This window comes from Hymenobacter rubripertinctus, assembly GCF_003583925.1.
GTDB classification, from domain to species: domain Bacteria; phylum Bacteroidota; class Bacteroidia; order Cytophagales; family Hymenobacteraceae; genus Hymenobacter; species Hymenobacter rubripertinctus.
The window spans coordinates 1-26,087 of sequence record NZ_QYCN01000029.1 but is presented as its reverse complement, the minus strand read 5'-3'; the positions used below and the strand labels follow the sequence as shown (position 1 = coordinate 26,087).

Sequence of the window (26,087 nt, the reverse complement as noted above, 5' to 3'; positions counted from 1 at the left end):
AAGCCGTTTTTGGGCAACGCCGCCCCCCGTGGTTTGCGTAAGAAATTCAGAAGTGACCTTTCCCTACACCCTAGCTGATGAACGCCATTTATTTTGAAGAGTACGGTTCGGCCGACGTATTGCGCTATGGCCAGCAGCCCACGCCCACGCCCAAGGCCCACCAGATTCTGGTGCGCGTGCGGGCCAGCAGCGTCAACCCCATCGACTGGAAAGTGCGCCAGGGCGACCTCAAACTCATGACGGGCCAGAAGTTTCCCAAAATTCCGGGCCGCGACGTGGCCGGGGAGGTGGCCGCCGTGGGCAGCAACGTCACGCGCTTCAGGGTGGGCGACCGGGTGTACGGGATGCCCAACGACGGTACCGGCGGGGCCAACGCCGAATACGCCCTGCTGGCTGAGCCGGTGGCAGCCTTCATTCCCGAAAACCTGAGCTTCGAACAGGCCGGAGCCGTGCCCCTGGCCGCCCTCACGGCCTTGCAGGCCCTGCACCACCACGGCCAGCTGCTCTCCGGCGACCGGGTGCTGATCAACGGCGCTTCGGGCGGGGTGGGCTCGTTTGCCGTGCAGATAGCCAAGGCCCTGGGCGCGGGCGAGGTAACCGGCACCTGCGGCCCCGAAAACCTGGAGCTGGTGCGCAGCCTGGGGGCCGACCACGTTATCAACTACGACGAGCACGACTACGCCCTCAATCTGAGCCAGTACGACGTGATTTTCGATGCCGTGGGCAAGAGCAGCTTCGTGGCCAGCCAGCAGGCCCTGCGCCGCAACGGCCGCTACGTGAGCACCACCCCCGACCCGGCCACCGTGCTCACCGACAAGCTGGCAGCGGCCTTCTCCACTAAATCGGCCCACGTGTTTCTGGCCAAGGAGCGTGGCACCGACCTGGCCCTGATTTCGGCTTGGCTGCAAGCCGGCACCCTGCGCGTCATCATCGACAAAACCTTCCCTTTAGCCGAAACCGCCGCCGCCCACCGCTACAGCGAAACCGGCCACGCCAACGGCAAAATCGTGCTCACGGTGGAGTAGGGGGTAGTCTGTCATTCCGACAATCCGCGCATCAAGCGKATTGCCGKAATGACAGACTACCCCCTGCATCCCTCCCCTTACCGGCCGTGAGACGAGGGGTTAATAATAATTCGGGCTATTTTGCTCGCTTACCGGCTGACAGCCAGTGCTTCACCAAACGTTCATGTAACCAAAGGGCGGAAAGGACAGTCTAGCTTAGGGAACTACTTTTCCCTTTGCATATGGCTACCCCCGCATCCGCCCAACGACTCAAGAACCAAATTGCCCTCATCACGGGCGGCAGCTCCGGCATCGGGGCGGGCGTGGCCAAGGCCATGGCGGCCGAAGGCGCCAGCGTTATCGTCAACTACGCCCACAGTGCCGACGAAGCGGCGGCCGTGGTGAAGGAAATTACCGAAGCCGGCGGCAAAGCCATTCCGTTTCAGGCCGATGTGAGTAAGGAAGAAGACGTGCTGCGCATGTTCGACCACATCCGGGAGCAGTTCGGCACCCTGCACATCCTGGTCAACAACTCCGGTATTCAGGTCGATGCCAAGTTCGTGGACATGACCCTGGCCCAGTGGCAGAAGGTGATTGACGTGAACCTGACCGGCCAGTTTCTGTGCGCCCGCGAGGCGGCCCGCGAGTTTCTGCGCCGCGGCCCCGAGCCCGAAATTTCGGCGGCCCTGGGCAAAATCATCTGCATGAGCTCGGTGCACGAAGTCATTCCGTGGGCCGGCCACGTGAACTACGCCACCAGCAAGGGCGGCATTATGCTGCTGATGAAAAGCATGGCCCAGGAGCTGGCACCCCACAAAATCCGCATCAACAGCATTGCGCCCGGGGCCATTGCCACCCCCATCAACCTGACGGCCCGCGACACGCCCGAGGAGGAGCGCGACCTGCTCACGCTCATTCCCTACGGCCGCATCGGCCAGCCCTCCGACATCGGCAAAGTAGCCGTCTGGCTCGCCTCCGACGAAGCCGATTACGTGACCGGCACCAGCATCTTCGCCGACGGCGGCATGACCCTGTATCCGGGTTTTGCGGATAATGGCTGAGGCGTTTAGTTGTCCGTTGTCAGTTGTTGGTTCTCCCTGACAACGGACAAGCAACAACTGACAACGGACAACCAACAACCAACAACTAACAACTGACAACTGACAACTGACGCCCACTACCCAACACCATCCAACGAATGAACCAGGAGCAGCAGCGGCAGCAGGAATTGCGGGACGGGAAGGCGGCCTGGCACCGGTTCGGGCCCTACGTGTCGGACCGGCAGTGGGGCACGGTGCGCGAGGACTACTCGGCCGATGGGCAGCCCTGGCGCTACACCACCCACGAGATGGCCCGCAGCTACGCCTACCGCTGGGGCGAGGAAGCCATTGGTGGCATCTGCGACGAAAAGCAGCTGCTGTGCCTGGCCCCGGCCTTCTGGAACGGGCAGGACCCGATTCTGAAGGAGCGCCTGTTCGGCCTGGCGGGGCCGGAGGGCAACCACGGCGAGGACGTGAAGGAGCTCTACTACTACCTCGACAACACGCCCACCCATAGCTACATGCGGATGCTTTACAAGTATCCGCAGCACGCGTTTCCCTACGACTGGCTGGTGCAGGAAAATGCCCGCCGGGGCCGTGATAAGCCAGAATTCGAGCTGGCCGATACCTGCATTTTCAAGGAAGACCGCTACTTCGATATCTTCATCGAGTACGCCAAAGCCGGCCCCGACGACCTGCTGCTCCAACTCACCGTTCATAACCGCGGCCCCCAGGAGGCACCGTTGCACGTGCTGCCCCAGCTCTGGTTTCGCAACACCTGGGCCTGGGGCTACGAGGAGTACCGCCCGACCTTATGCCCGGCCGAAGGCGCGGCCGTGGCCCTCGACCACGCCAGTCTGCCCGCTTTGCAGCTCTACTACGAGCAGCCCGCCGGCCAGGACCCCAACCTGCTGTTCTGCGACAACGAAACCAACGCCGAAACCCTCTACCAGGCTCCCAACGCCACGCCGTACTGCAAAGACGGCATCAACAACTACCTGCTTCACGGTCAGCCGCAGGCCATAAACCCGACCCACATCGGCACCAAGGTGGCCGTGCACTACCAGCTGAGCATTCCGGCCGGCGAAAGCCGCACAGTGCGCCTGCGCCTGGCCGCGCCGGGCCTGGCTAACCCGTTTGAGGAGTTTGCCGGGCTGCTGGAGCTGCGCCAGCAGGAAGCCGATGCCTACTACCAGGACCTGCAAAAGGACCTCGAAAACCCCGATGCCCGCCTCGTGCAGCGCCAGGCCTTTGCCGGCATGCTCTGGAGCAAGCAGTTTTACTACTACGACGTGGCCCAGTGGCTGCGCGGCGACCCGGCCCTGCCGGCCCCGCCCGCCCGTCGCCAGTCGGGCCGCAACCACGGCTGGCAGCACCTCAACAACGCCGACATCATCTCGATGCCCGACAAGTGGGAATACCCCTGGTACGCGGCCTGGGACCTGGCCTTCCACTGCATCCCGCTGGCTATGTTGGACGCTGAATTCGCCAAGAGTCAGCTCCGGCTGCTGTGCCGCGATTGGTACATGCACCCCAACGGTCAGCTGCCGGCCTACGAGTGGAAGCTCGACGACGTGAACCCGCCGGTGCACGCCTACGCCACCTGGCGGGTGTACAAGATGGACCAGAAGCAGCGCGGCGGCCCGGGCGACACGGCCTTTCTGGAAAGCGTTTTCCACCGCCTGCTGCTCAACTTTACCTGGTGGGTGAACCGCAAGGACCGCGACAACCGCAACGTGTTCGAGGGCGGTTTCCTGGGCCTCGACAACATTGGCGTGTTCGACCGGAGCGCCCCGCTGCCCACCGGCGGCTACATTGAGCAGGCCGACGGCACGGCCTGGATGGCCATGTTCGCCCTCAACATGATGCGCATGGCCCTGGAGCTGAGCCGCACCAACCCCGTGTACCAGGACCTGGCCAGCAAATTCTTCGAGCACTTCCTCTACATCGCCCAGGCCATGACCAACATGGCCGACCAGAAGATTGACATGTGGGACGAGGAGGACGGCTTCTACTACGACGTGCTCAACACGCCCGAGCACGGCCGCTTCCCGCTGCGCATCCGGTCCATGGTGGGCCTGATTCCGCTGTTTGCGGTAGAGGTGCTCGATGAGGCCACCCTCCAGGACGTGCCCCAGTTCGTGTACCGGCTCAACTGGTTCCTGGATAACCGCCCCGAGCTGGCCGCCCTGGTCAGCCGCTGGCAGGAGCCGGGCAAGGGCCAGACCCACCTGCTGAGTCTGCTGCGCGGCCACCGCATGAAGCGGCTGCTGTACCGCATGCTCGACGAGGCCGAATTCCTCTCCGACCACGGCGTGCGGGCCCTTTCGCGCTACCACCGCGAGCACCCGTTCGTGTTCAGCACCGAAGACGGGGTGAATGCGGTGGTTGATTATGAGCCGGGCGAATCGACCACCTCCCTGTTCGGGGGCAACAGCAACTGGCGTGGCCCCGTCTGGATGCCCATGAACTTCCTCATCGTGGAGTCGTTGCAGCGGTTTTATCACTACTACGGCCCCGATTTCGAGGTGGAATACCCCACCGGCTCGGGAACCTACTGCACCCTGCTGGCAATTTCCGAAGCCCTGACCGAACGCCTCACCCGCCTGTTTCTGCGCGATGAGAACGGCCAGCGCCCCGCCTTCGGCAACTGCAAACAGCTCCAGACCGACCCGCACTTCTGCGACAATCTGCTCTTCTACGAATACTTCCACGGCGACACCGGCGCGGGCCTCGGGGCCAGCCACCAAACCGGCTGGACCGGCCTCATCGCCAAACTCATGCAGCCCCGCGGGGAGTGAGGGGCGGGGGGGCAGTGCATTGTCAGTGAAGAAAGAACGTCATTCCGAGCGCAGGCGCAGCCGTAGTCGAGGAATCTCGCGTGCTGATGTTGCCAGAGTAATGCTACCATCATGGTTACCAATTCAACGTCAGCACGCGAGATTCCTCGGCTGCGCTCGGAATGACGTTCGCTTTCTAATCCCTAATCCCTAATCCCTAACTATGAACTGGCTTGATATCACGACGACGATTTTCGATGGCATGGCCTACTGGCCCGATAACGCGCCGGTTCGCATCAAAAAAACGCTCAGCATTGCCGCCGGCGACGCGGCCAACGTGACGGAAATGAGCCTGAGTGTGCACACGGCCACCCACGTCGATGCGCCCCTGCATTTCCTGGCCAACGGCGCCGACGTGACCACCCTCGACCTGACCACGCTTATCGGGCCGGCGCTGGTGGTGGAAATCCAGGACCCGCAGTTTATCACGCAGGCTGAAATCGAGCACCTGAAGCTTGAGAAAGGCAGCCGGGTGCTGTTCAAAACCCGCAACTCCCGCCGCCAGTGGGCCACCGAACCCTTCAACCCCGACTTCGTGCGGGTACGGGCCGACGCCGCCACCTGGCTCCGCGACCAGGGCGTGGTGTGCGTGGGCGTGGACTACCTCTCCGTCGGCCCCGCCGACACCCACCACATCCTGCTCGAAGCCGGCATCAGCGTTATCGAGGGCCTGGCCCTGCAACACGCCGAGCCGGGCGAGTACGATATGATTTGCCTGCCCCTCAAAATTGAAGGGGCCGACGGCGCCCCCGCCCGCGTTATTGCCACCCGGCGGTAAGCTGTTTGCCATTCCGACGAAGGAGGAATCTGGGGTAACAGCATCGGACGGTGTCGTTCAACTTTTTGATCCAGATTCCTCCTTCGTCGGAATGACCGTTTATACATTCACTACTTCCCTCATTCACCGATGAAAAAGACTCAAATTGGCGTTATCGGCCTTGGCAAAATGGGCGCGGGCCTGGCCCAGCAGGCCGCCGAAAAAGGCTACCCCGTAGTGGGCATGGACATCCGCCCCCGGCCCGACCTGGAAGCCGACAACCTGCACGTCGTGATGACCATCGAGGAGCTGGCCAAAGGGCTGGAGCGCCCGCGCAAGGTGTTCCTCTATATTCCGGCCGGGGCCGCCGTCGATGGCCTTATCGACCAGCTGCTGCCCCATTTCGAGGAGGGCGACATTATCGTGGACGGGGGCAACTCCTACTGGGGCGACTCCATCCGGCGGGCCGAACGGCTGAAGCAACAGGGCATCTACTTTCTCGACTGCGGTACCAGCGGCGGCCCCGCCGGCGCGCGCACGGGCGCCTGCTACATGGTGGGCGGTGAGGAGGCGGCCGTGCGTCAGCTCAAGGACTTTTTCGTGGAAACCTCCGTGCCCGAGGGCTTTTTGCACACCGGCCCCGCCGGCTCGGGCCACTACGTGAAGCTGGTGCACAACGGCATCGAGTTCGGCATGCTCCAGGCCATTGGTGAGGGCATGGGCATGCTCACCCACTTCCGCGATAAGCTCGATATCAGCGCCATTCTGGGCCTCTGGAACAACGGCTCGGTGGTACGCTCCTGGCTGGTGGAACTCATGAAAAAGATGTACGACGAGCAGCACGAGAGCTTCGACGTACCCAGCTACATCGAGGACACCGGCGAGGTGAACTGGCTGGTAGCCGACGCCCTGCGCATGGAGGTGCCCATCCCCGTTATTGCCCAGTCGGTGATGCAGCTCTTTGCCTCCCGCGACCAGGACCCCACCTGGGCCAAGGCCATTGCCATGATGCGCCACGGTTTCGGCGGCCACCCCTACGGCGAGGACGAAGGCATCCAGCACGAGCGCAAATTCGGGCGGGTCGGCGAGTACGAAATGCCCCGCCCCACCTCCGGTTCGCCCAAAGAATAGCCTATCTATTCCTGGGCATCACCCAAGCAGCCCCCGCTGGTAGCAGAACCATCTGTTACCGGCGGGGGCTGCTTGCGTAGGTTTGAATGCGCATTTACACGCTCAGTTAATTGACGCCCCAGTGAGCAGAGCAGAGCAGAGCAGAGCAGGCGTTTCCGGCGCAAGCGCCCGGTTCGGGGTTGTACAAGTATTGTTCAGAAAGTAAAAATACTTGTACAACTCAGCTGCCCAGGTTGTACAAGTATTTTTACTTTCTGAATAATACTTGTACAAGAATATCCTGCCGCACGGCTTGGGTTTAGCAAATTACTGTGCCGCCGCGCGCACGGCCTGGCGGAACTGCTTGCCGTTCCAGACCGTGAGGGCCTCGGGGCCGGCGAGCCAGATTCGCCGGCGGGCGTCCACCTGAAGTAGCGTAGGCGTGGCCGGGGTGCGGGCCAGCCGCAGGGGCACGAGGCGCTGCGGGCTTTCTACGCGGTCGGTGGCGGGCGTTGCCAGGCTGGCCAGCGCGTCGGCGGACTGGCTGGGCAGCAGCAGCAGGCCCATGCCCGTGGCGAAGACGTGGCCCTGCCCCGGCAGCTGGGCCACGCCGTACACCGCGTTGCCCGCCCGCCCGATAAAGCGCACCGTGGGCAGCTCCGCGCCCTCTTCCTGGTCGGCGCCGGGAAACACGCTGATGCCTTCCGACATCAACACCCACAGGTTGCCGGCATTATCGGGCAGCAGCCGTTCCACTATGTTGTCGGGAATGTCGTGGTTGCCCACGCCTTCTTCGTTGTAGCGCGTCCACTGGCCGTGCTGCTGGCGGTAGAGCCCGATGTTGGTGGCCAGCCAGACGGCGCTGTCGGCCACTGTGCTTAGGCCGGCATTCACGGTCGGGATGCTGAGCGCGGCCTCCCACGCGCCGCCCGCCGGCTGGCGGTAGGCGCCGTAGCCGGGCACGCCGGTCCACAGCGCCCCGTCGGGACCCTGGAACAGGGTGGTGATGGGGGCTTGGGCGATGGGGGCGGGCAGCAGGGCGGGGCGGCTGCGGCCGGTGCGCGGGTTCAGGCCGCGCAGGCCCTGGTCGGTGCCCAGCCAGAGTACCGAGTCGGTGGCCAGGGCGCAGCGGATGGGCACGGCACTCTGGTAGCGCGGTACCAACTGGCGGCCCCGGCACTGGAACACGCCTTGTTCCGTGACGAGGTAGGTCTGGCGGCCGGCCGTGAGCACCGCCACCGGCGACTGGCCGGCGGGCAACGCGAAGCGGCGCGGCCCGCCGGCGTGCAGCTTGGGGGCATAGCTGAATAGAAGGAGTAAGAACAGCAGGCGGAACGAGTGGCGGGCGGCGACGAAGGCAGGCATACGAGGAGGATAAGGGCGCGGAAGCCGGGGGCGAAAACCGGCGGAAAGTTGCTGGCAAAGGTAGGGTGGGGGCGGGTAGCCGGTTTGTAATCATTGTGTTACCGGATAGGCCAAAAACAGGATTTCTATAATGCAGGCGTGATGTTGGGGTGATGTTGGGGTCACATGAGCGCCCCACTTTTACGGCCGGATAATCCACCTGCCAACGCACCTCATCTCCTTTACCCCCTTTCCCCATGAAAGCAAGATTTTTACTCGCCACCTGCACCCTGCTCAGCGCCGCCGCCGCCCTGCCGGCCCGGGCCCAGCAGAACAGCAACGTTATCCTCTACATCGGCGACGGCTTTGGGCTGGCCCCCAAAACGGCCGCCCGCATGGCTATGGGCCAGGGCCAGGATGGCAAGCGCTTCAACACCGATGCCAACTTCCAGGTGCTGAGCCTGGACAAGATGAAGTACAACGCCACCGTTACCACCCACTCGCTCAACTCCTGGATTACCGACTCGGCCCCCGGGGCTTCGGTGTACGCCTGCGGCAAGCGCGGCAAGCAGGACAACGAGGTGATTTCGCTGGACCCCACCAACGGGCAGTCCATTGAAACCATTCTGGAAGCGGCCAAGAAGCAGGGCTACGCGGTAGGCATCGTGAGCACGGCCCGCATCACCCACGCCACCCCGGCCGCCTTCGCCAGCCACATCTGGTACCGCGACCTGGAGGACTACATCGCGGCCCAGTACATTGCCTCCACCCAGGCGGAGTACGAGGGGATTTTCAACGCCAGTCCCACGGCCTCGTTCCGCTACCAGGCCAACCGCGACTGGCAGCTGCCCACGCCCAAAGTAGGCGTGGAGCTGGACGTAATTCTGGGCGGGGGAGCCCGCCACTTCCTGCCCAAGAATACCGTCAGCGCCTACGCCACGGTGAAGGACGCCGCCGGCAACCCCATTACCAACCCCGCCACCGGCAAGCCCGCCACCATCGGGGGCGGCCGGCGGGCCGATGACGTGGACCTGGTGAAGTACGCCGTGGACAACCGGGGCTACGCCTTCGTGAACAGCCGCGACGCCCTGCTCAACCTCAAAGCCACCGACTTCGGACCGAACGGCAAGAAGCTGCTGGGCCTGTTCAACGCCTCCCACGCCAGCTTCGAGCAGGACCGCCAGACCTCGGCCGCCTGGGAACCTTCGCTGGCCGACATGACCAAGGCGGCCATTGAGGTGCTCAAGGCCAAGAGCGGCACCAAGGGCTTCTTCCTGATTGTGGAAGCCGGCCGCATCGACCACCTGGAGCACGCCAACACCGGCGGCATTACGGTGGTGGCCGGCCCCAGCAACAACGTGTACACCGTAGACGCCGACAAGCCCGCCTACCAGGGCGGCGGCGAGGCCAACTACGGGGCTACCCCCAGCACGCCCCGCACCAGCAACATCTACGCCTCCGACTACATGATTAAGGAGGTAATGGCCTTCGATTACGCCCTGGCCGAGGGCCGCGCCCTGATGGCCGATGCCACCCAGCGCACCCTGCTGATGACGACTTCCGACCACGAGTGCGGTGGTTTCACCATCACGGGCCTCCACGACGAGGCCGACGCCCAGAAGAACGGCACCAAAATCCGCACCTACTCGGGCCAGATTACCAAGTCGGTGGCTGCGGAGGCGGGTTACGCCACGCCCACCGGCATCGTACGCGGCGACGGCGGCAAAAACGGCTGGTACCCCGAGTATGTGCTGGCCGATTTCCAGGGCAAAATGTACCCCGCCCCGGCTTCGGCCACGGCTAAGCGCATCGTGGTGGCCTACGGTTCCAACCCGCTCACCAACGGCAACGGCACCAAAGGCGGGGCCACGCCCGGCAACCACACGCCCCAGGATGTGTGGGTAGGCGCCGATGACAATACGGGCACCTACGCCGCCAAAATTAGCGGCCGGGGCCTGCTCGACAATACCGCCCTCACGCCCATCATGGCCGAATTCCTGACGCTGACCGACTTCGGCATTGCCCTGGGCGTGCGCGGCGGAACCAGCCAGCCCACCCCCGAAGTGCGCCTGAGCCCGGTACCCTTCGAGAGCAGCTTCGACGTGGCCTTCGAGGTGAAAAGCGCCGCCACCGTGAGCGTGGAGCTGTTCACCGAAACCGGCCGCAAAGTGCGCACCGTGGTGAGCAACCAAACCTACCGCGCCGGCACGCACTCGGTGGCCGTCGATGGCGCGGGCCTGCCCGCCGGCCTCTACCTGGCGGCCGTAACCGTAAACGGGCAGGTGGTTTCCCGGAAGACGATCAAGCTGTAAACTGACCTTGGCGGGCTCCGCTTAGCGGGCGAATCAACCACAAAAAATCCCCCGACTGCGTGCAGTCGGGGGATTTTTGCGTGAAGAGGGGAGTGGCTGAGTACGGACGCGGCTAGTGTCGCGCGGCCGGGGCGGTGTGGCGCGGGAGGGGAGTGCGCGAAGGGCGGGGGAATGGGCCGGATGGACCGCATCCACTTCCACGGTGGGCAGCAGGATGGGGTGGGCGGCGCAGAAATTGCCGGAATTAAAGATGGCGCGGACCGGCCTCGGCGGCGGAAACCAGCAGCCACAGGGCGGCGGCGGGCCGCAGTAGCTTTTTCATAATCGGAACAGCAAAAGTGAAACGATGCCCCAACCTACACCGGCCCGCATGAGCGCGGCATGAAGGCCCGGGACGCTACAGGCTTACCGCAGACGGACCATTTCCTCCGGACAGATGAACTCCAGTTGGATGCCGCTGCGCGCCAGCGGTTCCCGGTGGTGATGCCAGTCGGTATCGGTGGCATTCACGATGACTGGCCGGGCCGGGTGGGTGAGCGATGTTGCCACGAACTTACGGTCAGAGGGGTCGAAGTCGGCCAGTTCAGGGTCGTCGGGAAAGGCGGCGAAGCCTCTTTCTGCGTCAGGTTCCAGTTGCACGGATTCGCAGTGCTGGGGATTTGCGCGGTTGCGCAATACCCATTGCAGGAAGGCATCGCCCACGCCGGGCTGGCCGCTGGGGCTGAGCTTGTTTTGGTATTCCCGAAGAATCAGAAACGAATCGTCCAGCACCAGAATCTCGTGCTGCTGCAATTGCCTAAGCCGCTCCACGGCTGCCAGTACGCACCTGGGACCGGCGGCTGACGCGCCGTTGGCGACGAGCGGTACGTTAGTGTCGATCAGAAAATGCATCAGCTGCTTAGGATTGCATTTTACGCTTCATCTCGGCTTCCATCATGGCGGCGGCTTCGCCCATGGTATCGCCGAAGAAGTTTTTGGGCCAGTTGCGGATATTGCCGTACTCGTCCAGGTCGAGCGGAGTGAGGGTGGAAGCGGCCCCCACGAAATCGGTGAAATAGAGCTTCACCTGGTCGGTGGGCAATGCTTCTTCGGCCAGCCGCCGTTGCAACCGCTGCAACAGATGCTCGCTGTGGCTTTCCAGGATAATCTGCACGTTGCGCCGCTTGATGGCGTCGATAAACACGTCGGCCAGCCCCGCCTGCACGGCCGGGTGCAAATGAATCTCCGGCTGCTCCAGAATGATAGTCGAGCCCTCCGGCACGTAAAACAGCAGCACCAGCACCGGCAGCAACTGCGAAACCCCAAAGCCCACATCCGTCAAAAACACCTCAGCCGATTCAGCGGTGCGCTTGATGCGCACCTCGTATTCCTTGCGATTAGGCGCAATTGGGCGTACTTCGAAGGAGTGAATCAGTCCGAGCTCTTTGAGCCAGTAGGCTACGTGTTGTTCGAGATCTAAAATATTATCAGATGTTCCTTTATTTTGGTTTTTTGACGCTAGAATCGCGGCTATTGTTTTCTCCCCTTCTTTTCCAACATCATCAGTATTACTTCCGCCCCATACGTATAAACGTTTTGGATTTGCCCGCAAAGGGCCTAAATAGAATATTGACCCAAAAAACCAGTTAAATGATGTGTAAGCAGTTGCTAATTGGGGTTCGACTTCTACGAAATAATCGTTACTAAGGAATGGGGCATAGTAAAACTTGTCAATTTTGCCAATCATCTGTTCGGAGAATGACTTATAATTTCTGTTGGTGACAATCATTCGATAATTGGTATTTTCTCTGTATATTCTGTATGTCAAATCATGTATTTTATAGAAAAATTCTTCTAGGTATATGTTATTGCTTCGTGTCTTGATATTAGCTGAAAATACGTAAGGTGTGTTTTGTGAAAAATGGTATTTTTTATAGTCTTCTGAACCTGCCTCTTCCTGCCATCCCAAGGCAAATCTTATATTCTCTGATTCATCATGATTATGGAGAATATCATGCATAGTACCTAACTCCACATAAGACCGCTCATCTCCCAAATTCAAAATCTGCGCCCGGTCCGACGACTCCACGGTCTGCTTGAGCATCAGCAGGAATTGCAGGATGCTGGTTTTGCCCGAGGAGTTGGTGCCGAAGAAGCCGGTGATGCTGCCGAACTGAATGTCGCCGGTATCCTGCCAGGATTTGAAGTTCTGAATGCGAAGCGAGTTGAGCATAGCGTGGTGCGTGAAGACCAAGCGAAGGTAAGCGAACCAACCAAGGAAGCCACCTTGCTCCGTTACACGAACTCCACCCGATCTTTTCCCGGCCTATCTTTGTTGATTCCGCGCGGCCGACCGAAATCCGCGAAATCATGATTAATCCGCAAAATCCGCGATGATTGTTTGCATTGCCGAAAAGCCCAGCGTAGCCCGTGAAATTGCCCAGGTCCTCGGGGCCGACCGCCGGATGGACGGTTACTACGAGGGCAACGGCTACCAGGTCACCTGGACGTTTGGCCACTTCTGCCAGCTGCGCGAGCCCGAGGACTACCGCCCCGAGTGGAAGCGCTGGAGCATCCACGATTTACCCATGCTGCCCGAGCAGTTCGGCATCAAGCTCATGCTCCGTGACGATGGCGTGGTGCGCCAGTTCGGGGTAATCAAGCGCCTGCTGGCCGCCGCCGACGAGGTAATCAACTGCGGCGACGCGGGCCAGGAAGGGGAGGTGATTCAGCGCTGGGTGCTGCTGGAGGCCAAGTACCGCAAGCCCACCAAACGCCTCTGGATTTCCTCCCTCACCGAGGAAGCCATCCGCCAGGGCTTCCAGAACCTGCGCGAGGGTTCCGAGTTCGACTCGCTTTACCAGGCCGGTAAAAGCCGGGCCGTGGGCGACTGGTTGCTGGGTTTGAACGCCACCCGGCTGTTCACACTCAAGTATGCGCCCGGCCAGCGCCAGGTGCTCAGCATCGGGCGGGTGCAGACGCCCACGCTGGCGCTGCTGGTGGACCGTTACCACGAAATCCAGAACTTCCGGCCCGAGCCCTACTGGGTGCTGCGGGCCGAGTACCGGAGTACGATGTTCAGCCACGTAGCGGTAGTGAAGCCGGGCAAGGACGACGACGAACCCGACGAAAAGGCCCGCCTCAAGGCCCGCGGCTACTTTGTGACCCAGCAGGAAGCCGACGAAGCCCTGGCCCGCGTGACCGGCCAGCCGCTCACGGTCACCAGCGTCATCATCAAAAAGGCCCTGGAAAGTCCGCCCGCGCTGTTCGATTTGACCTCCTTGCAGGTGCAGTGCAACAACCAGCTGGGCCTCTCGGCCGAGGACACGCTCAAAACCGTGCAGGGCCTTTACGAGAAGAAAGTGGTGAGTTACCCCCGCGTGGATACCACGTTTCTGCCCGACGACCAGTACCCCAAAATTGCCGGTATTCTGCGCGGCCTGGGCGGGTACGCGACCCTCACGGCCCCGCTGCTGGCCGCCAAAATCCGCAAGAGCGCCAAGGTGTTCAACAACAACAAAGTCACCGACCACCACGCCATCATCCCGACCGGAGCCAGCGCCAACGGCCTGGGCGGCAACGAGCAGCGGGTGTACGACATCATCGTGCGCCGCTTCCTGGCCGCGTTTTATCCCGATTGCGAGGTGTCGAACACCACCGTAACGGCCGACGTGGCGGGCCTCATATTCCGGGTCCGGGGCCGGCAGATTCTCAGCCCCGGCTGGCGCGAAGTCTACGGCGACCCGGAGAAGCAAACGGTTACGAACAACGAAAAACGAGCAACGAACAACGACGATGACGACGTGGTGGGTACCGTGCTGCCGGCCTTCGTGAAGGACGAATCCGGCCCCCATAAGCCCCGCCTCGATGCCAAGCAAACCCAGGCCCCGCGCGACTACACCGAGGCCATGCTGCTGCGCGGCATGGAAACCGCCGGCCGCAACGTGGACGACGACGAGCTGCGCCTGGCCATGAAGGAGAACGGCATCGGCCGCCCGAGTACCCGCGCCGCCATCATCGAAACCCTGTTCAAGCGCGGCTACATCATCCGCGACAAAAAGAAAATCGTGCCCACGCCAACGGGCGTCGAGCTCATCGGCCTCATCCGCAATCCCACCCTAAAGTCGGCGGAGCTGACGGGGCAGTGGGAGAAGAAGCTGCGCCAGATTGAGGGCGGGGAGCTGGATCAGGCGCAGTTTCTGGGGGAGCTCAAGCAGCTGGTGCGCGAAATGGTGCAGGAGGTGAAGCAGGACGGCTCCGGCCGCGCCATCAGTACCGTGGCTGGTACCTCACCCCCCAGCCCCCTCTCCTCGGGGAGAGGGGGAGCCCCGGCGGGCAAAGCCGCGCCCGCTCGCCTGACAACTAACAACCAACAACCAACAACTAAAGAGGGCTTAGGCCCTTGTCCCGTCTGCAACTCCGGGCACGTGCTGCGGGGCAAGGCGGCGTTTGGCTGCTCGCGCTGGAAGGAAGGCTGCCAGTTCCGGCTGCCGACGGAGTTTGCGGGTAAGAAAATCACCGATAAGCAAGCCGGTGACCTGCTCAAAAAAGGCCGGACCCAGGTGATGAAGGGTTTTCTGGACGACGACGGCAACAAGTTCGACGCGGCCATCCTGCTCACGCCCGCCCGCACCCTGGAACTGGCCCGGGCCGCCGAAAGCAAGCCCACCACCGCCACCAACCCCGGCCAGATACCCTGCCCCGTGTGCCGCCTGGGCCAGATGCTGCGCGGCAGCAGCGCCTGGGGCTGCTCCCGCTTCCGCGAGGACTGCCAGTTCCGCGTGCCCTTCGCCTGGGGCGGCAAAACCCTCACCGACACCCAGATGAACCAGCTCCTGCGCAAGGGCAAAACCGGCGTCATCCGCGGCTTCATCTCCAGCAAAACCGGCAACCGCTACGAAGCCGTGCTGCAAATCGGCGCCGATGGCCGGATTGAGCCGGTGTTTGATAATAAGGGGTGATTATGAACAATGAACAGCTTCAGCGCCTGTTGGAACAACTTGATACTGCCAAGAACTGGGAGTATCCAACTGGGTTCGACTATCTTCCTAAGCTTAGAAAGCTACAGCTTACTGTAGCGGTCCTGCAAATGGAAACGGGTCTGCAGCTACCAGTAGAAACTGGCAGTGCAATACAAGATGCTCCTTTCCATAGTCAGGTTTTGCTACCCGGTCCAGATGAAAATTCTGTAAATCAGGTCTTACGCTTCAGTAATTTTGGGGAATTGGTGGCTTTAGCGGACGAAGAGCTAATAGCACCGCTGCTATTAGCCACTATAGTCCGTTTGCTGGCGAATCACGGTTATGTATACGTGCCTGAAGTGGTATATAATCTGGAATATACTGGCAAGCAGGTAGGTATAGACCCAGTTCTCAATTGGTGGCAACGGTTCTTCGAATGGATGTAAAACGAGCTAACGGAAAGTACTATGCCCCCTCACCTCGGTAAAACCCTTTTCCTTGTCGGCCTGGGCCTGATGCTGCTGGGGGCGCTGCTGTGGCTGGGCGGCGGGAACCTGCTGGGCTGGTTCGGGCGGCTGCCGGGTGATATTCGGGTGGAGCGGCCGGGCTTCCGGTTCTATGCGCCCATCGTGTCGATGGTGGTGGTGAGTCTGGTGCTGAGCGCGCTGCTGTGGCTGGGGCGGAAGCTGGGCGGGTAGCGGAAGGAGCCGGGAGCAGGCACAAGTTGGGTACGGGCCGCGTTTACCGGAAACGTTTGCGTAGAAAAACCGGGATTTCAGCGCCAAAAGCCGTGTCTTGCGGGGGCTGAACCTGATACCTTTACCCACCTGCCGCCTTGTTGCGGGGAGGCTACCCTTTCAAATCCGCTGCTGATGATGAAGCCCTTCCTCGACGAGGATTTCCTGCTCCAGACGGCCACGGCCCGCACGCTGTACCACCAGTACGCCGCGCCCATGCCCATTATCGACTACCACAATCACCTGCCGCCCGACCAGATTGCCCAGGACCGGCAGTTCGATAACCTCACCCAAATCTGGCTCGCCGGCGACCATTACAAGTGGCGGGCCATGCGCGCCAACGGCATCCCCGAGCACTACATCACCGGCGAGGCTTCCGACTGGGAAAAGTTCGAGCAGTGGGCCGCCACCGTGCCCCAGACCGTGCGCAACCCGCTCTACCACTGGACCCACCTGGAATTGCAGCGCTACTTCGGCATCACGGAGCTGCTGAATGCCGAAAGCGCCCGCCGCATCTACGACCACTGTAACGCCCTGCTGCGTACGCCCGAATACTCGGTGCAAAGCCTGCTGCGCAAAATGAACGTGCGCACGCTCTGCACCACCGACGACCCCCTCGACTCGCTGGAGCACCACCGCGCCCTGGCTGCCAGCGGCTGCGCGGTGCAGGTGCTGCCCACCTTCCGCCCCGATAAGGCCATGGCCGTGGAAGACGCTGCCACTTACAACGCCTACCTCGATAAGCTGGGCAAAGCCGCCGCCGTCGACATCCGCACCTACGCCGACCTGGAAACGGCCCTGCGCACCCGCCACGACTACTTCGCCGCCCTTGGCTGCCGCCTATCCGACCACGGTCTGGAACAGCTCTACGCCGCCGACTATACCCCGGCCCAGGTACAGGCGCTGTTTGCCCGGGTGCGCGGCGGGCAGCAGCTGACAAGCGAAGAGGTTCTCACGCTCAAATCGGCGCTGCTGGTGCTGCTGGCCGAAATGGACTGGGAGAAGGGCTGGACCCAGCAGTACCACCTTGGGGCGCTGCGCAACAACAACGCCCGCATGCTGCGCCAGCTCGGCCCCGATACGGGCTGGGACTCCATCGGCGACTTCGCCCAGGGTCGCGCCCTCTCGCGCTTCCTCAACCGCCTCGACGAGCAGGACAAGCTGGCCAAAACTATCCTCTACAACCTCAACCCCGCCGACAACGAACTGCTGGCCACGATGGCGGGCAACTTCAACGACGGCTCGGTGGCCGGCAAGGTGCAGTACGGCTCCGGCTGGTGGTTCCTCGACCAGAAGGACGGCATGGAAAAGCAGCTCAACGCCCTGAGCAACATGGGCCTGCTGAGCCGGTTCGTGGGCATGCTCACCGACTCGCGCAGCTTCCTCTCGTACCCGCGCCACGAGTATTTCCGCCGCGTGCTCTGCAACCTGTTCGGCACCGATGTGGAAAACGGTGAGCTGCCCGACGACCTGGAACTGCTCGGCGGCATCATCCAGAACATCTGCTACTACAATGCCAAGGCCTATTTCGGCTTCGAGAAAGTAAACGTGAAGGAAGCCGCGGAAGCGGTGTAGTGCAACGTCAGCTCCCCTCCTCAGATGAGGAGGGGCTGGGGGTGGTTGACAATCGTTGAACAGCCTCTTAAGAACCAGCGCTGGAACCAGTTCTGGCAACATCAACCACCCCCAGCCCCTCCTTTCCAAGGAGGGGAGCTAGCACTAGACTTAGCTTCTCATCAACCCMACCCCTCCCGCCCCAAACCCCACCAATGAAACAAGTCGTCACGTTTGGTGAAATCATGATGCGGTTGTCGCCGCCGCTCCACTACCGGATGTCGCAGGCCAGCTCCCTGGACGTAACCTACGGCGGGGGCGACGCCAACGTGGGGGCGGCCCTGGCCCATTTGGGCGTGCCGGCCGCGCACGTGGGCTGCTTCCCCGATAACGCCGTGGGCCAGGCCGCCGCCCAGCACTTCCGGGGCCACGGCGTGGACATGCGCCACTGCGTGTTCCGGGGCGAGCGGCTGGGCCTGTACTTCCTCGAAGTGGGGGCCTCGCTACGGGCCAGCCGCATCGTGTACGACCGCTACGACTCGGCTTTCGCCAACCTGCAACCCGAGTGGTTTAAGTGGGATGAAATTCTAAAAGATGCCCAATGGCTGCACTGGACCGGTATTACGCCCGCCATTTCGGCCTCGGCGGCCCAGGCCACCCGCGAGGCCATTGCCGCCGCCCGCCGCCGGGGCCTCACGGTTTCAGCCGACGTAAACTACCGCCGCAACCTGTGGCAATACGGCCAGCGCGCCCAGGACGTGATGCCCGAGCTGGTGGCCGGTTGCGACCTGGTGGTCTGCACCGAGGGCGACGCCGAGGACCTGTTCGGCATCAAACCCGAAGCCGGCGCCGAAAACAGCTTCGTCTCGATGAGCGAGCAGCTGATGGCCCGCTTCCCGAACATCAGGCAGGTAATTGCCACCCGCCGGGCCACCCAAAGCGCCTCCCATGAGCGCATCAAGGGCTTGGCCTACGCCGAAGGGCACTACCACGAAACCGGGTTCTTCGACATCAACCCCGTGGTGGACCGCATCGGCGGGGGCGACGCCTTCATTTCGGGCTTCATCTACGGGCGGCTCCACCTGCCCACGGTGCCCGAAGCCCTGACCTTCGCTACCGCCGCCTCGGCCCTCAAGCACACCATTTCGGGCGACATCAACGTGGTAACGCCCGCCGAAGTCCACCACATTGTGGCCGGCAACACCACCGGCCGGCTGCTGCGGTAGGGTACTGGTTTTTGGTGGGTGGTTTTCGGTTTTTGGTCCGTTCGACCACCCCCCCCAAACCACTCACCAAAAACCAAAAACCACTCACCAAAAACCAACAAAATGCCCCGTTTCTCCGCTGACCATGTTCTCGAAACCGTGCTGCGCTACCCCGTGGTGCCGGTGTTCTACCACGCCGAGGCCGCGTACGCCCGCCGGGTGGTGCAGGCCTGCTACGCGGGCGGTTTGCGCGTGTTCGAGTTCACCAACCGGGGGGCGCAGGCGCTGGGCGTGTTCGAGGAGCTGGTGCGGTTCGTGCGCGCGAATTGCCCCGAGATGCTGCTGGGTATCGGTACCATTTACACGGCTGCCGATGCTGAGCGGTTCCTGGCCGCCGGGGCCGACTTCGTGGTGCAGCCCTGCCTGACTGCCGAGGTGGCCGAGGTGTGTGGCCGCCACGGCGCGCCCTGGCTGCCCGGCTGCATGACGGTGCGCGAGGTGTACGAGGCCACCCAGCTGGGCGCGGCCATCGTGAAAATATTCCCCGGCAACGTGCTGGGGCCGGGCTTCATCCGGAGCCTGCGCGGCCCCATGCCCACCGTGCCCCTGATGGTGACGGGCGGCGTGGAGCCCACCGAGGCCAGTCTGAAAGAGTGGTTCGGGGCGGGCGTGAACGTGGTGGGCATGGGCTCCCAGCTCTTCAAAAACGACGACCCCGCTCACCTGCGCCAGCTCACCGCCGAGCTGCTCACGTTCGTGCCGCCTGCCTTGTCATCCTGAGCAGCGCGAAGGACCTTTCACGTTCGCTCAATCCATTAAAGCGGTTGTTCAGACGTGATAGGATCCTTCGCGCTGCTCAGGATGACAAACCTCGTATTTCCCACCCCCGAATTCCCGCTTGCGCCATGTCACAGACTGCTTCCGCTATATCGCCACCTGGGTCGGCGGCCACCACCATGGGCCGCTACCGCTGGACGATTTGCTCGCTGGTATTCTTCGCTACCACCGTCAACTACCTCGACCGGGCCGTTATTTCCCTGCTCAAGCCCTACCTCGAAAAGGTCTTCAACTGGAACGCCGGCGACTACGCCGACATCGAAATTGCCTTCAAAGTGGCCTACTCGATTGGTATGCTGGGGGCGGGCCGGCTCATTGATAAGCTGGGCACTAAAATCGGGTACGCGCTGTCGACGTTGCTGTGGAGCCTGGCCGCCATCGGGCACGCGTTTGTGAGCAGCACCCTGGGCTTTTCGGTGGCGCGGGCCGCCCTGGGCATCACGGAGGCCGGCAACTTTCCGGCCGCCATCAAAACCACCGCCGAGTGGTTTCCGCAGAAGGAGCGGGCCCTGGCCACGGGCATCTTCAATTCGGGCTCCAATGTAGGGGCCATTATTGCCCCGCTCACCGTGCCGTTTATTGCCGAATCCATCGGCTGGAAGTGGGCCTTTGTGATTACCGGAGCCCTGGGGTTTGTGTGGCTGGCCCTCTGGATGGTGGTGTACGAGGTGCCCGCCCGCCACGCCCGGCTCACCAAATCGGAGTTCGACTACATCACCCAGGATGAAGACCCGGCCACGGCCGGCCTCGAAGTGCAGCCCAAAGTATCGTGGTTCAAGCTGCTGAGCTACCGGCAGACCTACGCCTTCGTGTTTGGCAAGTTCCTCACCGACCCCATCTGGTGGTTCTACCTGTTCTGGTTGCCCGACTTCCTCAACAAGCAATACGGCCTCACCGGCACCCAGATTGCGCTGCCCGTGGCCGTGGTCTACATTCTGTCGAGCATCGGCAGCGTGGGCGGGGGCTGGATTCCGCTCCAGCTCATCAAAAACGGCATGCTGCCCTTCCGGGCCCGCAAAATCAGCATGCTGCTGATTGCCTTCTGCGTATTCCCGATTGTGTTTGCCCAGCAGCTCGGCCAGATTAATATGTGGCTGGCCGTGCTCGTGATTGGCATTGCCGCCGCCGCCCACCAGGCCTGGAGCGCCAACATCTTCACTACCGTCTCGGATATGTTCCCGAACCGCGCCGTGGCCTCCGTCACGGGTATCGGCGGCATGGCCGGCGGCCTGGGCGGCATCCTGCTCTCGGCCCTGGTGCAGAAGCGCATGTTTGTGTACTACGAAAGCATCGGCCAGCTCGACCACGCTTACTACATCATGTTCTGGATCTGCGGCGGGGCCTACCTGCTGGCCTGGGCCCTGATGCAGGCCTTCGCCCCCCGCATGGAAAAAATCCGCCTCGATGAAGGGGTGTGATAGGGAATTTCGGGGAGTGTGATATGCCAAAGAACGGGTCATGCTGAGCGCAGCCGAAGCGGCTCTACCGCTTCGGGCTGACGATTCACCTCACCCCCCCCGGCCCCCTCTCCCCGGGGAGAGGGGAAGCCAGAAGACGTAGCTGTCGGCCGATAGCGGATGGATTTTTCACCTAAGGCAAGGCAATACCCAACGGCTGCCAGCCAAGAGCTCCGGAAAAGGCTCCCCCTCTCCCCGAGGAGAGGGGGCCGGGGCGTGAGGTGAACCGCCAGCCCGAAGCGTGCACGCTTCCTTAGGTGCCACTACAACAGCTAACCCATCAGGCTTCCCGTACCCGTTTCCTTGTATGAACCTTTCCACTGAAAACACCCTGGCCCAGCCGGTGGGCACCACCCTCGACCGCTACATCATGCGCAAGCAGGCCGAGTTCGGTTTCGCTACCGGCGAGCTGAGCCAGCTGCTGCGCGACCTGGCCCTGGCCGGCAAAATCGTGCACCGCGACGTGAACCGGGCCGGTCTGTCGAGCATTATCGGCAGCATGGGCCAGCACAACGTGCAGGGCGAGCAGCAACAGCGCCTCGATGTGGAAGCCAACATCCGCTTCATCCGGACCCTTACCAACGGGGGCGAGGCCTGCGCCATCCTCAGCGAGGAAGAGGACGACCTCATCCAGACGGGCAACGTGCAGGGCAAGTACGTGGTGGCCATGGACCCTTTAGACGGCTCCAGCAACATCGATGTGAACGTGAGCATCGGCACCATCTTCAGCATCTACCGGCGCGTGTCGGCGGTGGGCGGGCCGGCCACGCGGGCCGATTTTCTGCAGGGCGGGCGGGCGCAGGTGGCGGCGGGCTACATTCTGTATGGTTCCAGCACGATGCTCGTGTACACCACCGGCCACGGGGTGGCGGGCTTCACCTACGAAAACTCGCTGGGTGAATTTTTTCTTTCCCACCCCCGCATCACGATTCCGGCCACCGGACCGGTGTTCAGCTGCAACGAGGGCCACTGGTTCGACTACCCGCAGTACGTGCGCGACTTCCTGCTCCAGTGCAAGCAGCAGCGCATGAGCGGGCGCTACGTGGGCTCGCTGGTGGCCGACTACCACCGCAATCTGTTCACGGGCGGCATTTATCTGTACCCGCCCACGGCCAAAAACGCGGCCGGCAAACTGCGCCTGCTGTATGAGAACTTCCCGCTGGCCTTCCTTATCGAGCAGGCCGGGGGCCGGGCCGAGACGGGGGAGGGGCCGGTGCTCGATCTGGAACCCGTAGATTTTCACCAGCGCAGCCCCTTATTTATCGGCTCGCCGGAACTGGTAGCCAGACTGTTATCGGAAACGGCGTAGTCCAACTAAAACCCGTAGAAATTCCAGTTTGTTGTTGGTCCGCGTGCGGGCAAATCGCCCGGAGCGCTTACCTTGACGCGCACGTTCTCCCTGGGGCCGCAGTTGCCGCGCTCCGAAACCCTACACTTTCTTTCCTCATGGCAAAAATGATTTCCCCGCAGGTGGAGTTTGGCTTCCTGCTGCAACAGACGAAAACCGCCGCCCCCGAAATTTTTACGGCCGATGGCAACGGCTTCCTCAACCTGATGGAAGGCCGCTGGCAGGAGCCCGGCAAGCCCCGCGAGTTCATCTCGCCCATCGATGGTACCCAGCTCGGCTGGCTGCCCATGCTCGACCACGCCACGGCCCTGCGCGCCGTACAGGCCGCCAAAAAAGAAGCCGCCGCCTGGGCCGCCGTCGACCTCGAGGAGCGTAAGCGCCGCGTCCAGGACTGCCTCGATCAGCTACAGTCCCACGTGGAGCTGGTGGGCAAGCTGCTGATATGGGAAATCGGCAAAACCTACAAGCTGGGCTTCACCGACATCGACCGCGCCATCGACGGCGTGCAGTGGTACGTGGACAACATCGAGAGCATGCTCGGGAAGCGCAAGCCGCTGGGCCTGGTGAGCAATATTGCCTCCTGGAATTACCCCATGTCGGTGCTGCTGCACGCGGTGCTGGTGCAGGCGCTGTGCGGCAACGCCGTAATTGCCAAAACCCCCACCGACGGCGGCTTCATTTCCCTGAGCCTGACCTTCGCCATTGCCCGCCGCTGCGGCCTGCCCGTGACGCTGGTCAGCGGCTCGGGCGGGGAGCTCAGCGACGTGCTGGTGCGCAACGACGCCGTAGACTGCCTCAGCTTCGTGGGTGGCCGCTACAACGGCCGCAACATCGCCGACGCGCTGGCCCAGAACGACAAGCGCTACATGCTGGAAATGGAAGGCGTGAACACCTACGGCATCTGGGATTACAGCGACTGGGACGGCCTCGCCGAGCAGCTCAAGAAGGGCTACGATTACGGCAAGCAGCGCTGCACGGCCTACGTGCGCTTCGTGGTGGAGCGCCGCCTGTTCCCGCAGTTCGTGGAAACCTACTGGAACACCATCAAGGGCCTGAAAGTGGGCAACCCCACGCTCGTGGATTCGGCCGACGATAAGCTGCCCGACCTGGCTTTCGGGCCCGTCATCAACCGGGCCCAGGCCGAAGACCTCGACCGCCTCTACGCCGACGCGCTCAAAACCGGCGCTACGCCCATCTACGAGGGTAAATTAGACGACAGCCTGTTCCTGCCCGGCCAGGACCGCAGCGCCTACCGCGCCCCCCGGGCCCTGGTAAACCTGCCGCGCCAGAGCGAACTGTACTTCAAGGAGCCCTTTGGCCCCATCGACAGCATCGTGCTCGTAGACCGCGTGGAGGAGTTGGTGGGCGAAATGAACATCAGCAACGGCGCCCTGGTAGCCGCCCTGGCCTCCGACGACGCCAAGTGGGCCGCCCGCACCGCCAAGGAAGTGCGCGCCTTCAAAGTGGGCCTCAACAAGCTCCGTTCCCGCGGCGACCGGGAGGAAGTATTCGGCGGCCTGGGCGAATCCTGGAAGGGCGCCTTCGTAGGCGGGGCCCTGCTGGTGGAAGCCGTCACGGAAGGCGAAAAAGCCATCCTGGGCAACTTCGAAGATTCCATCCTGCTGCCCGAGCACATCTAGCCCCGGCCGGTCACAAAGAAACGGTCATGCTGAGCGAAGGCATAGCCGCAGTCGAAGCATCTCTACCGCTTCGCAGGAAGCCTCTTCCCCGAAGCGGTAGAACCGCCGGCCAGCCCCGAAAAAACCGGGCGCTGCCCCCGGCACCTCAGGCCCGTTAACAGCGAAAAGCCCCGCCGGAAGCTGCATGCTTCGGGTGGGGCTTTTTGGTGGGGAGTGTAAAAGGTTTTCTATTTTTTATGGCTATTTAATCTAAATATACTATTAATGTTTTTACTCAGATTTACTCTTCTTATTTCTCATTAGATAATGATATACATTTTGATTGGCTACTGTGATTGTATATGCGTTTACAAAGTTGTACCCGTTTTTAGACATGAAATTCAATGCGTCAATCATTGAGTTAAAGTCTACGGGTTTGCCATCTGCATCTTTTACTATTGTTTCTTTTCCTGATGAAAAGAATTTTGTCTTTTGCCCAAAATCAATCTCAATAGTTAATTTTGTGCTTAATAGTTTAGAAGTTCCAACGATTTGTACATATTCGACATCAATATCTTTTAATGGAACATCATTTACAGTTTGAGCTTTCAATGCGAAAGCATAAAGAAGTGCTGTAATAGAAAGAAGGGGTTTTTTCATTAGATTTTTGTTTAGTGAATTTAATTTTTGAGTATGTTTCGGGTTTTGTTAAACAAGGTGATTGTATTTTTTAATTAATTATTTTAATATTTGGATGAAAATGGATTTTAATAATTCTATTCATGGAAAAATTATATTGATATTTTTAATTGTGAATAAATAGTGTAAAAGTTATTGCATCGGATTTTCTCGTTTTCCTTGGCAATATAACTATATAATTAAAAAATACAACGTGACCCAAGCGGAGATTCCAAGCCACCCACAGCAAAAGCAAGATGCCCTTACCTCTCCGTTCACCCACCCGCGAAGCCAACGCTTCGCGCTACTCCCCCACTTCTTCCGCTACTTCTGTTGCTTGGGCTGCTGCTGGCCCGGCTGGCGGCCGCCCAGTCGCCCCCTACAACGTCCTCGACTGGAAGGCCCCGGCCACGCTCAGTACCTGGCGACTACCCAGCCAATAGAGTAAGTGCTGGAGATCAGTCGTAGCCCGCGCCCCTGGCAGCGGGGGCGAGCATCCACCCAAAGCCTACTTGCGGGGGCGTGGAATCCGGTAGCCCAGCCGTATCCCCGCCTGTTGCTGGTTGGGGTTGCCCAGGGTGAAGAACGTACTGGCCTGCCAGCGTTCCGAAAACTGCCCCTGCGCTTCTATAAAGCCCGACCAGCGGCTCTGAGTCGGCAGTATTTCGTATTCTTTGGCGGTGGCGGCCCCGGCCAGCACCTGCCAGCGCGTGCCCCCGAAGCCGGTGCCCAAGCCCAACCGGTGCTGGGGGTTGGCCGAGCCGTAGCCCAGGTAGTTGTATTCGGCCAGGGCGTACACCGTTTCGCGGCGGCCCAGGCGCAGGGAAGCCTGCAAATCGAAGTCGCTCTGCTCGTCTCCGAAGCTGACCCGGTGGTAGCCGAGGTTGCCAAGCATAAGACCGTAGCCCAGGCCCACCCACTTCCGGTCGAGGCGCGCGTAGGGGTTGATGGCCAGGATAGTCGTGGGGAACGGGGTGATGGATGCCGGGCCGTAGCGGCTGGTATCGATGCGCGTCGTCTGGTTGGTGCCGGCGTGGAGCCGGACGCCGTAAGTGGCTGCGGCCTTGTGCACGTTCCCGTTGGGATCCTGGCCGGGGAGCCGGGTGAAGGAGGCGTCGAGGGTGCCGGTAGCGTAGCGGTGGCGGTAAACCTGCAATTAGGGCTACCGCACCAAATAGGGTGATTTTGGCTGGGATGGTACCTTCGTCAGATGAACTTGCACCACCATTTTGCCGACGTCCAGGACTTTCGCGTAGCGGGTCGCTGCTCCCACGCCCTGAGCGACATTTTGCTTATCGTCCTGCT

Annotated in this window: 21 protein-coding genes; 16 read left to right on the top strand and 5 right to left on the bottom strand. The window is 61.7% G+C overall.

Annotated features, from left to right (window positions below; genetic code table 11):
* The first annotated feature begins 77 nt into the window (after positions 1 to 77).
* The 5 genes from D0T11_RS16335 (at position 78) to D0T11_RS16315 (ending at position 6,772) form a co-directional block, all read left to right on the top strand.
* Positions 78 to 1,025 (top strand): NAD(P)-dependent alcohol dehydrogenase, encoded by a 948-nt coding sequence (locus tag D0T11_RS16335; protein WP_119656874.1) that lies wholly within the window; start codon positions 78 to 80, stop codon positions 1,023 to 1,025.
* A gap of 221 nt (positions 1,026 to 1,246) precedes the next feature.
* Positions 1,247 to 2,065, top strand: a complete 819-nt coding sequence (locus D0T11_RS16330; RefSeq protein WP_119656873.1) for an SDR family oxidoreductase — start codon at positions 1,247 to 1,249, stop codon at positions 2,063 to 2,065.
* A 137-nt stretch (positions 2,066 to 2,202) separates the two neighbouring features.
* Complete coding sequence (locus D0T11_RS16325) at positions 2,203 to 4,845, top strand: MGH1-like glycoside hydrolase domain-containing protein (RefSeq protein ID WP_119656872.1); 2,643 nt, start codon at positions 2,203 to 2,205, stop codon at positions 4,843 to 4,845.
* A 202-nt stretch (positions 4,846 to 5,047) separates the two neighbouring features.
* Positions 5,048 to 5,662 carry a cyclase family protein gene (locus tag D0T11_RS16320; RefSeq protein WP_119656871.1) on the top strand — a complete coding sequence of 205 codons (615 nt, stop codon included), beginning with the start codon at positions 5,048 to 5,050 and terminating at the stop codon, positions 5,660 to 5,662.
* 129 nt (positions 5,663 to 5,791) lie between these two features.
* Positions 5,792 to 6,772, top strand: coding sequence for an NADP(+)-dependent, decarboxylating phosphogluconate dehydrogenase (locus D0T11_RS16315; protein WP_119656870.1), 981 nt, complete (start codon positions 5,792 to 5,794; stop codon positions 6,770 to 6,772).
* A 306-nt stretch (positions 6,773 to 7,078) separates the two neighbouring features.
* On the opposite strand, the gene D0T11_RS16310 is transcribed toward D0T11_RS16315, so the two are convergent.
* Complete coding sequence (locus D0T11_RS16310) at positions 7,079 to 8,116, bottom strand: hypothetical protein (RefSeq protein WP_119656869.1); 1,038 nt, start codon at positions 8,114 to 8,116, stop codon at positions 7,079 to 7,081.
* 236 nt (positions 8,117 to 8,352) lie between these two features.
* Between D0T11_RS16310 and D0T11_RS16305 the strand changes: the two genes are divergently transcribed.
* Positions 8,353 to 10,407, top strand: coding sequence for an alkaline phosphatase (locus D0T11_RS16305; protein WP_119656868.1), 2,055 nt, complete (start codon positions 8,353 to 8,355; stop codon positions 10,405 to 10,407).
* 405 nt (positions 10,408 to 10,812) lie between these two features.
* On the opposite strand, the gene D0T11_RS16300 is transcribed toward D0T11_RS16305, so the two are convergent.
* Positions 10,813 to 11,298 (bottom strand): hypothetical protein, encoded by a 486-nt coding sequence (locus D0T11_RS16300; RefSeq protein WP_119656867.1) that lies wholly within the window; start codon positions 11,296 to 11,298, stop codon positions 10,813 to 10,815.
* A gap of 7 nt (positions 11,299 to 11,305) precedes the next feature.
* Positions 11,306 to 12,619, bottom strand: coding sequence for a DUF3696 domain-containing protein (locus tag D0T11_RS16295; RefSeq protein WP_119656928.1), 1,314 nt, complete (start codon positions 12,617 to 12,619; stop codon positions 11,306 to 11,308).
* A gap of 160 nt (positions 12,620 to 12,779) precedes the next feature.
* On the opposite strand from D0T11_RS16295, the gene D0T11_RS16290 reads away from it, so the two are divergent.
* The 9 genes from D0T11_RS16290 to D0T11_RS16250 all read left to right on the top strand — a co-directional run bounded on the left by D0T11_RS16290 (position 12,780) and on the right by D0T11_RS16250 (position 24,125).
* Positions 12,780 to 15,347, top strand: coding sequence for a type IA DNA topoisomerase (locus D0T11_RS16290; RefSeq protein WP_119656866.1), 2,568 nt, complete (start codon positions 12,780 to 12,782; stop codon positions 15,345 to 15,347).
* Positions 15,348 to 15,349: 2 nt separating this feature from the next.
* Positions 15,350 to 15,793, top strand: coding sequence for a hypothetical protein (locus D0T11_RS16285; RefSeq protein ID WP_119656865.1), 444 nt, complete (start codon positions 15,350 to 15,352; stop codon positions 15,791 to 15,793).
* A 21-nt stretch (positions 15,794 to 15,814) separates the two neighbouring features.
* On the top strand, positions 15,815 to 16,045 hold the full coding sequence (locus tag D0T11_RS16280) for a DUF2905 domain-containing protein (protein ID WP_119656864.1): 231 nt from the start codon (positions 15,815 to 15,817) through the stop codon (positions 16,043 to 16,045).
* Between the two features lie 174 nt (positions 16,046 to 16,219).
* The gene (gene uxaC / locus D0T11_RS16275; RefSeq protein ID WP_220473737.1) at positions 16,220 to 17,659 is read left to right on the top strand and encodes a glucuronate isomerase; all 1,440 of its coding nucleotides are present in this window, start codon (positions 16,220 to 16,222) and stop codon (positions 17,657 to 17,659) included.
* 194 nt (positions 17,660 to 17,853) lie between these two features.
* Positions 17,854 to 18,864: a sugar kinase gene (locus tag D0T11_RS16270; RefSeq protein ID WP_119656863.1), complete on the top strand. Its 1,011-nt coding sequence runs from the start codon at positions 17,854 to 17,856 to the stop codon at positions 18,862 to 18,864.
* A gap of 102 nt (positions 18,865 to 18,966) precedes the next feature.
* The gene (locus D0T11_RS16265; protein ID WP_119656862.1) at positions 18,967 to 19,623 is read left to right on the top strand and encodes a beta/alpha barrel domain-containing protein; all 657 of its coding nucleotides are present in this window, start codon (positions 18,967 to 18,969) and stop codon (positions 19,621 to 19,623) included.
* Between the two features lie 125 nt (positions 19,624 to 19,748).
* On the top strand, positions 19,749 to 21,098 hold the full coding sequence (locus tag D0T11_RS16260) for an MFS transporter (protein ID WP_119656861.1): 1,350 nt from the start codon (positions 19,749 to 19,751) through the stop codon (positions 21,096 to 21,098).
* 346 nt (positions 21,099 to 21,444) lie between these two features.
* Positions 21,445 to 22,446, top strand: a complete 1,002-nt coding sequence (gene fbp, locus D0T11_RS16255) for a class 1 fructose-bisphosphatase (RefSeq protein WP_119656860.1) — start codon at positions 21,445 to 21,447, stop codon at positions 22,444 to 22,446.
* A gap of 137 nt (positions 22,447 to 22,583) precedes the next feature.
* The gene (locus D0T11_RS16250) at positions 22,584 to 24,125 is read left to right on the top strand and encodes an aldehyde dehydrogenase family protein (protein WP_119656859.1); all 1,542 of its coding nucleotides are present in this window, start codon (positions 22,584 to 22,586) and stop codon (positions 24,123 to 24,125) included.
* Between the two features lie 270 nt (positions 24,126 to 24,395).
* On the opposite strand, the gene D0T11_RS16245 is transcribed toward D0T11_RS16250, so the two are convergent.
* Complete coding sequence (locus D0T11_RS16245) at positions 24,396 to 24,764, bottom strand: hypothetical protein (protein ID WP_119656858.1); 369 nt, start codon at positions 24,762 to 24,764, stop codon at positions 24,396 to 24,398.
* 275 nt (positions 24,765 to 25,039) lie between these two features.
* Between D0T11_RS16245 and D0T11_RS22195 the strand changes: the two genes are divergently transcribed.
* The gene (locus D0T11_RS22195; RefSeq protein WP_147374695.1) at positions 25,040 to 25,225 is read left to right on the top strand and encodes a hypothetical protein; all 186 of its coding nucleotides are present in this window, start codon (positions 25,040 to 25,042) and stop codon (positions 25,223 to 25,225) included.
* A 65-nt stretch (positions 25,226 to 25,290) separates the two neighbouring features.
* Here the strand turns inward: D0T11_RS22195 and D0T11_RS16240 are convergent, their stop codons facing one another.
* A complete protein-coding gene (locus D0T11_RS16240; protein WP_119656857.1) occupies positions 25,291 to 25,938 on the bottom strand; it encodes a hypothetical protein in 648 nt (215 codons plus the stop codon).
* Positions 25,939 to 26,087 lie beyond the last annotated feature (149 nt).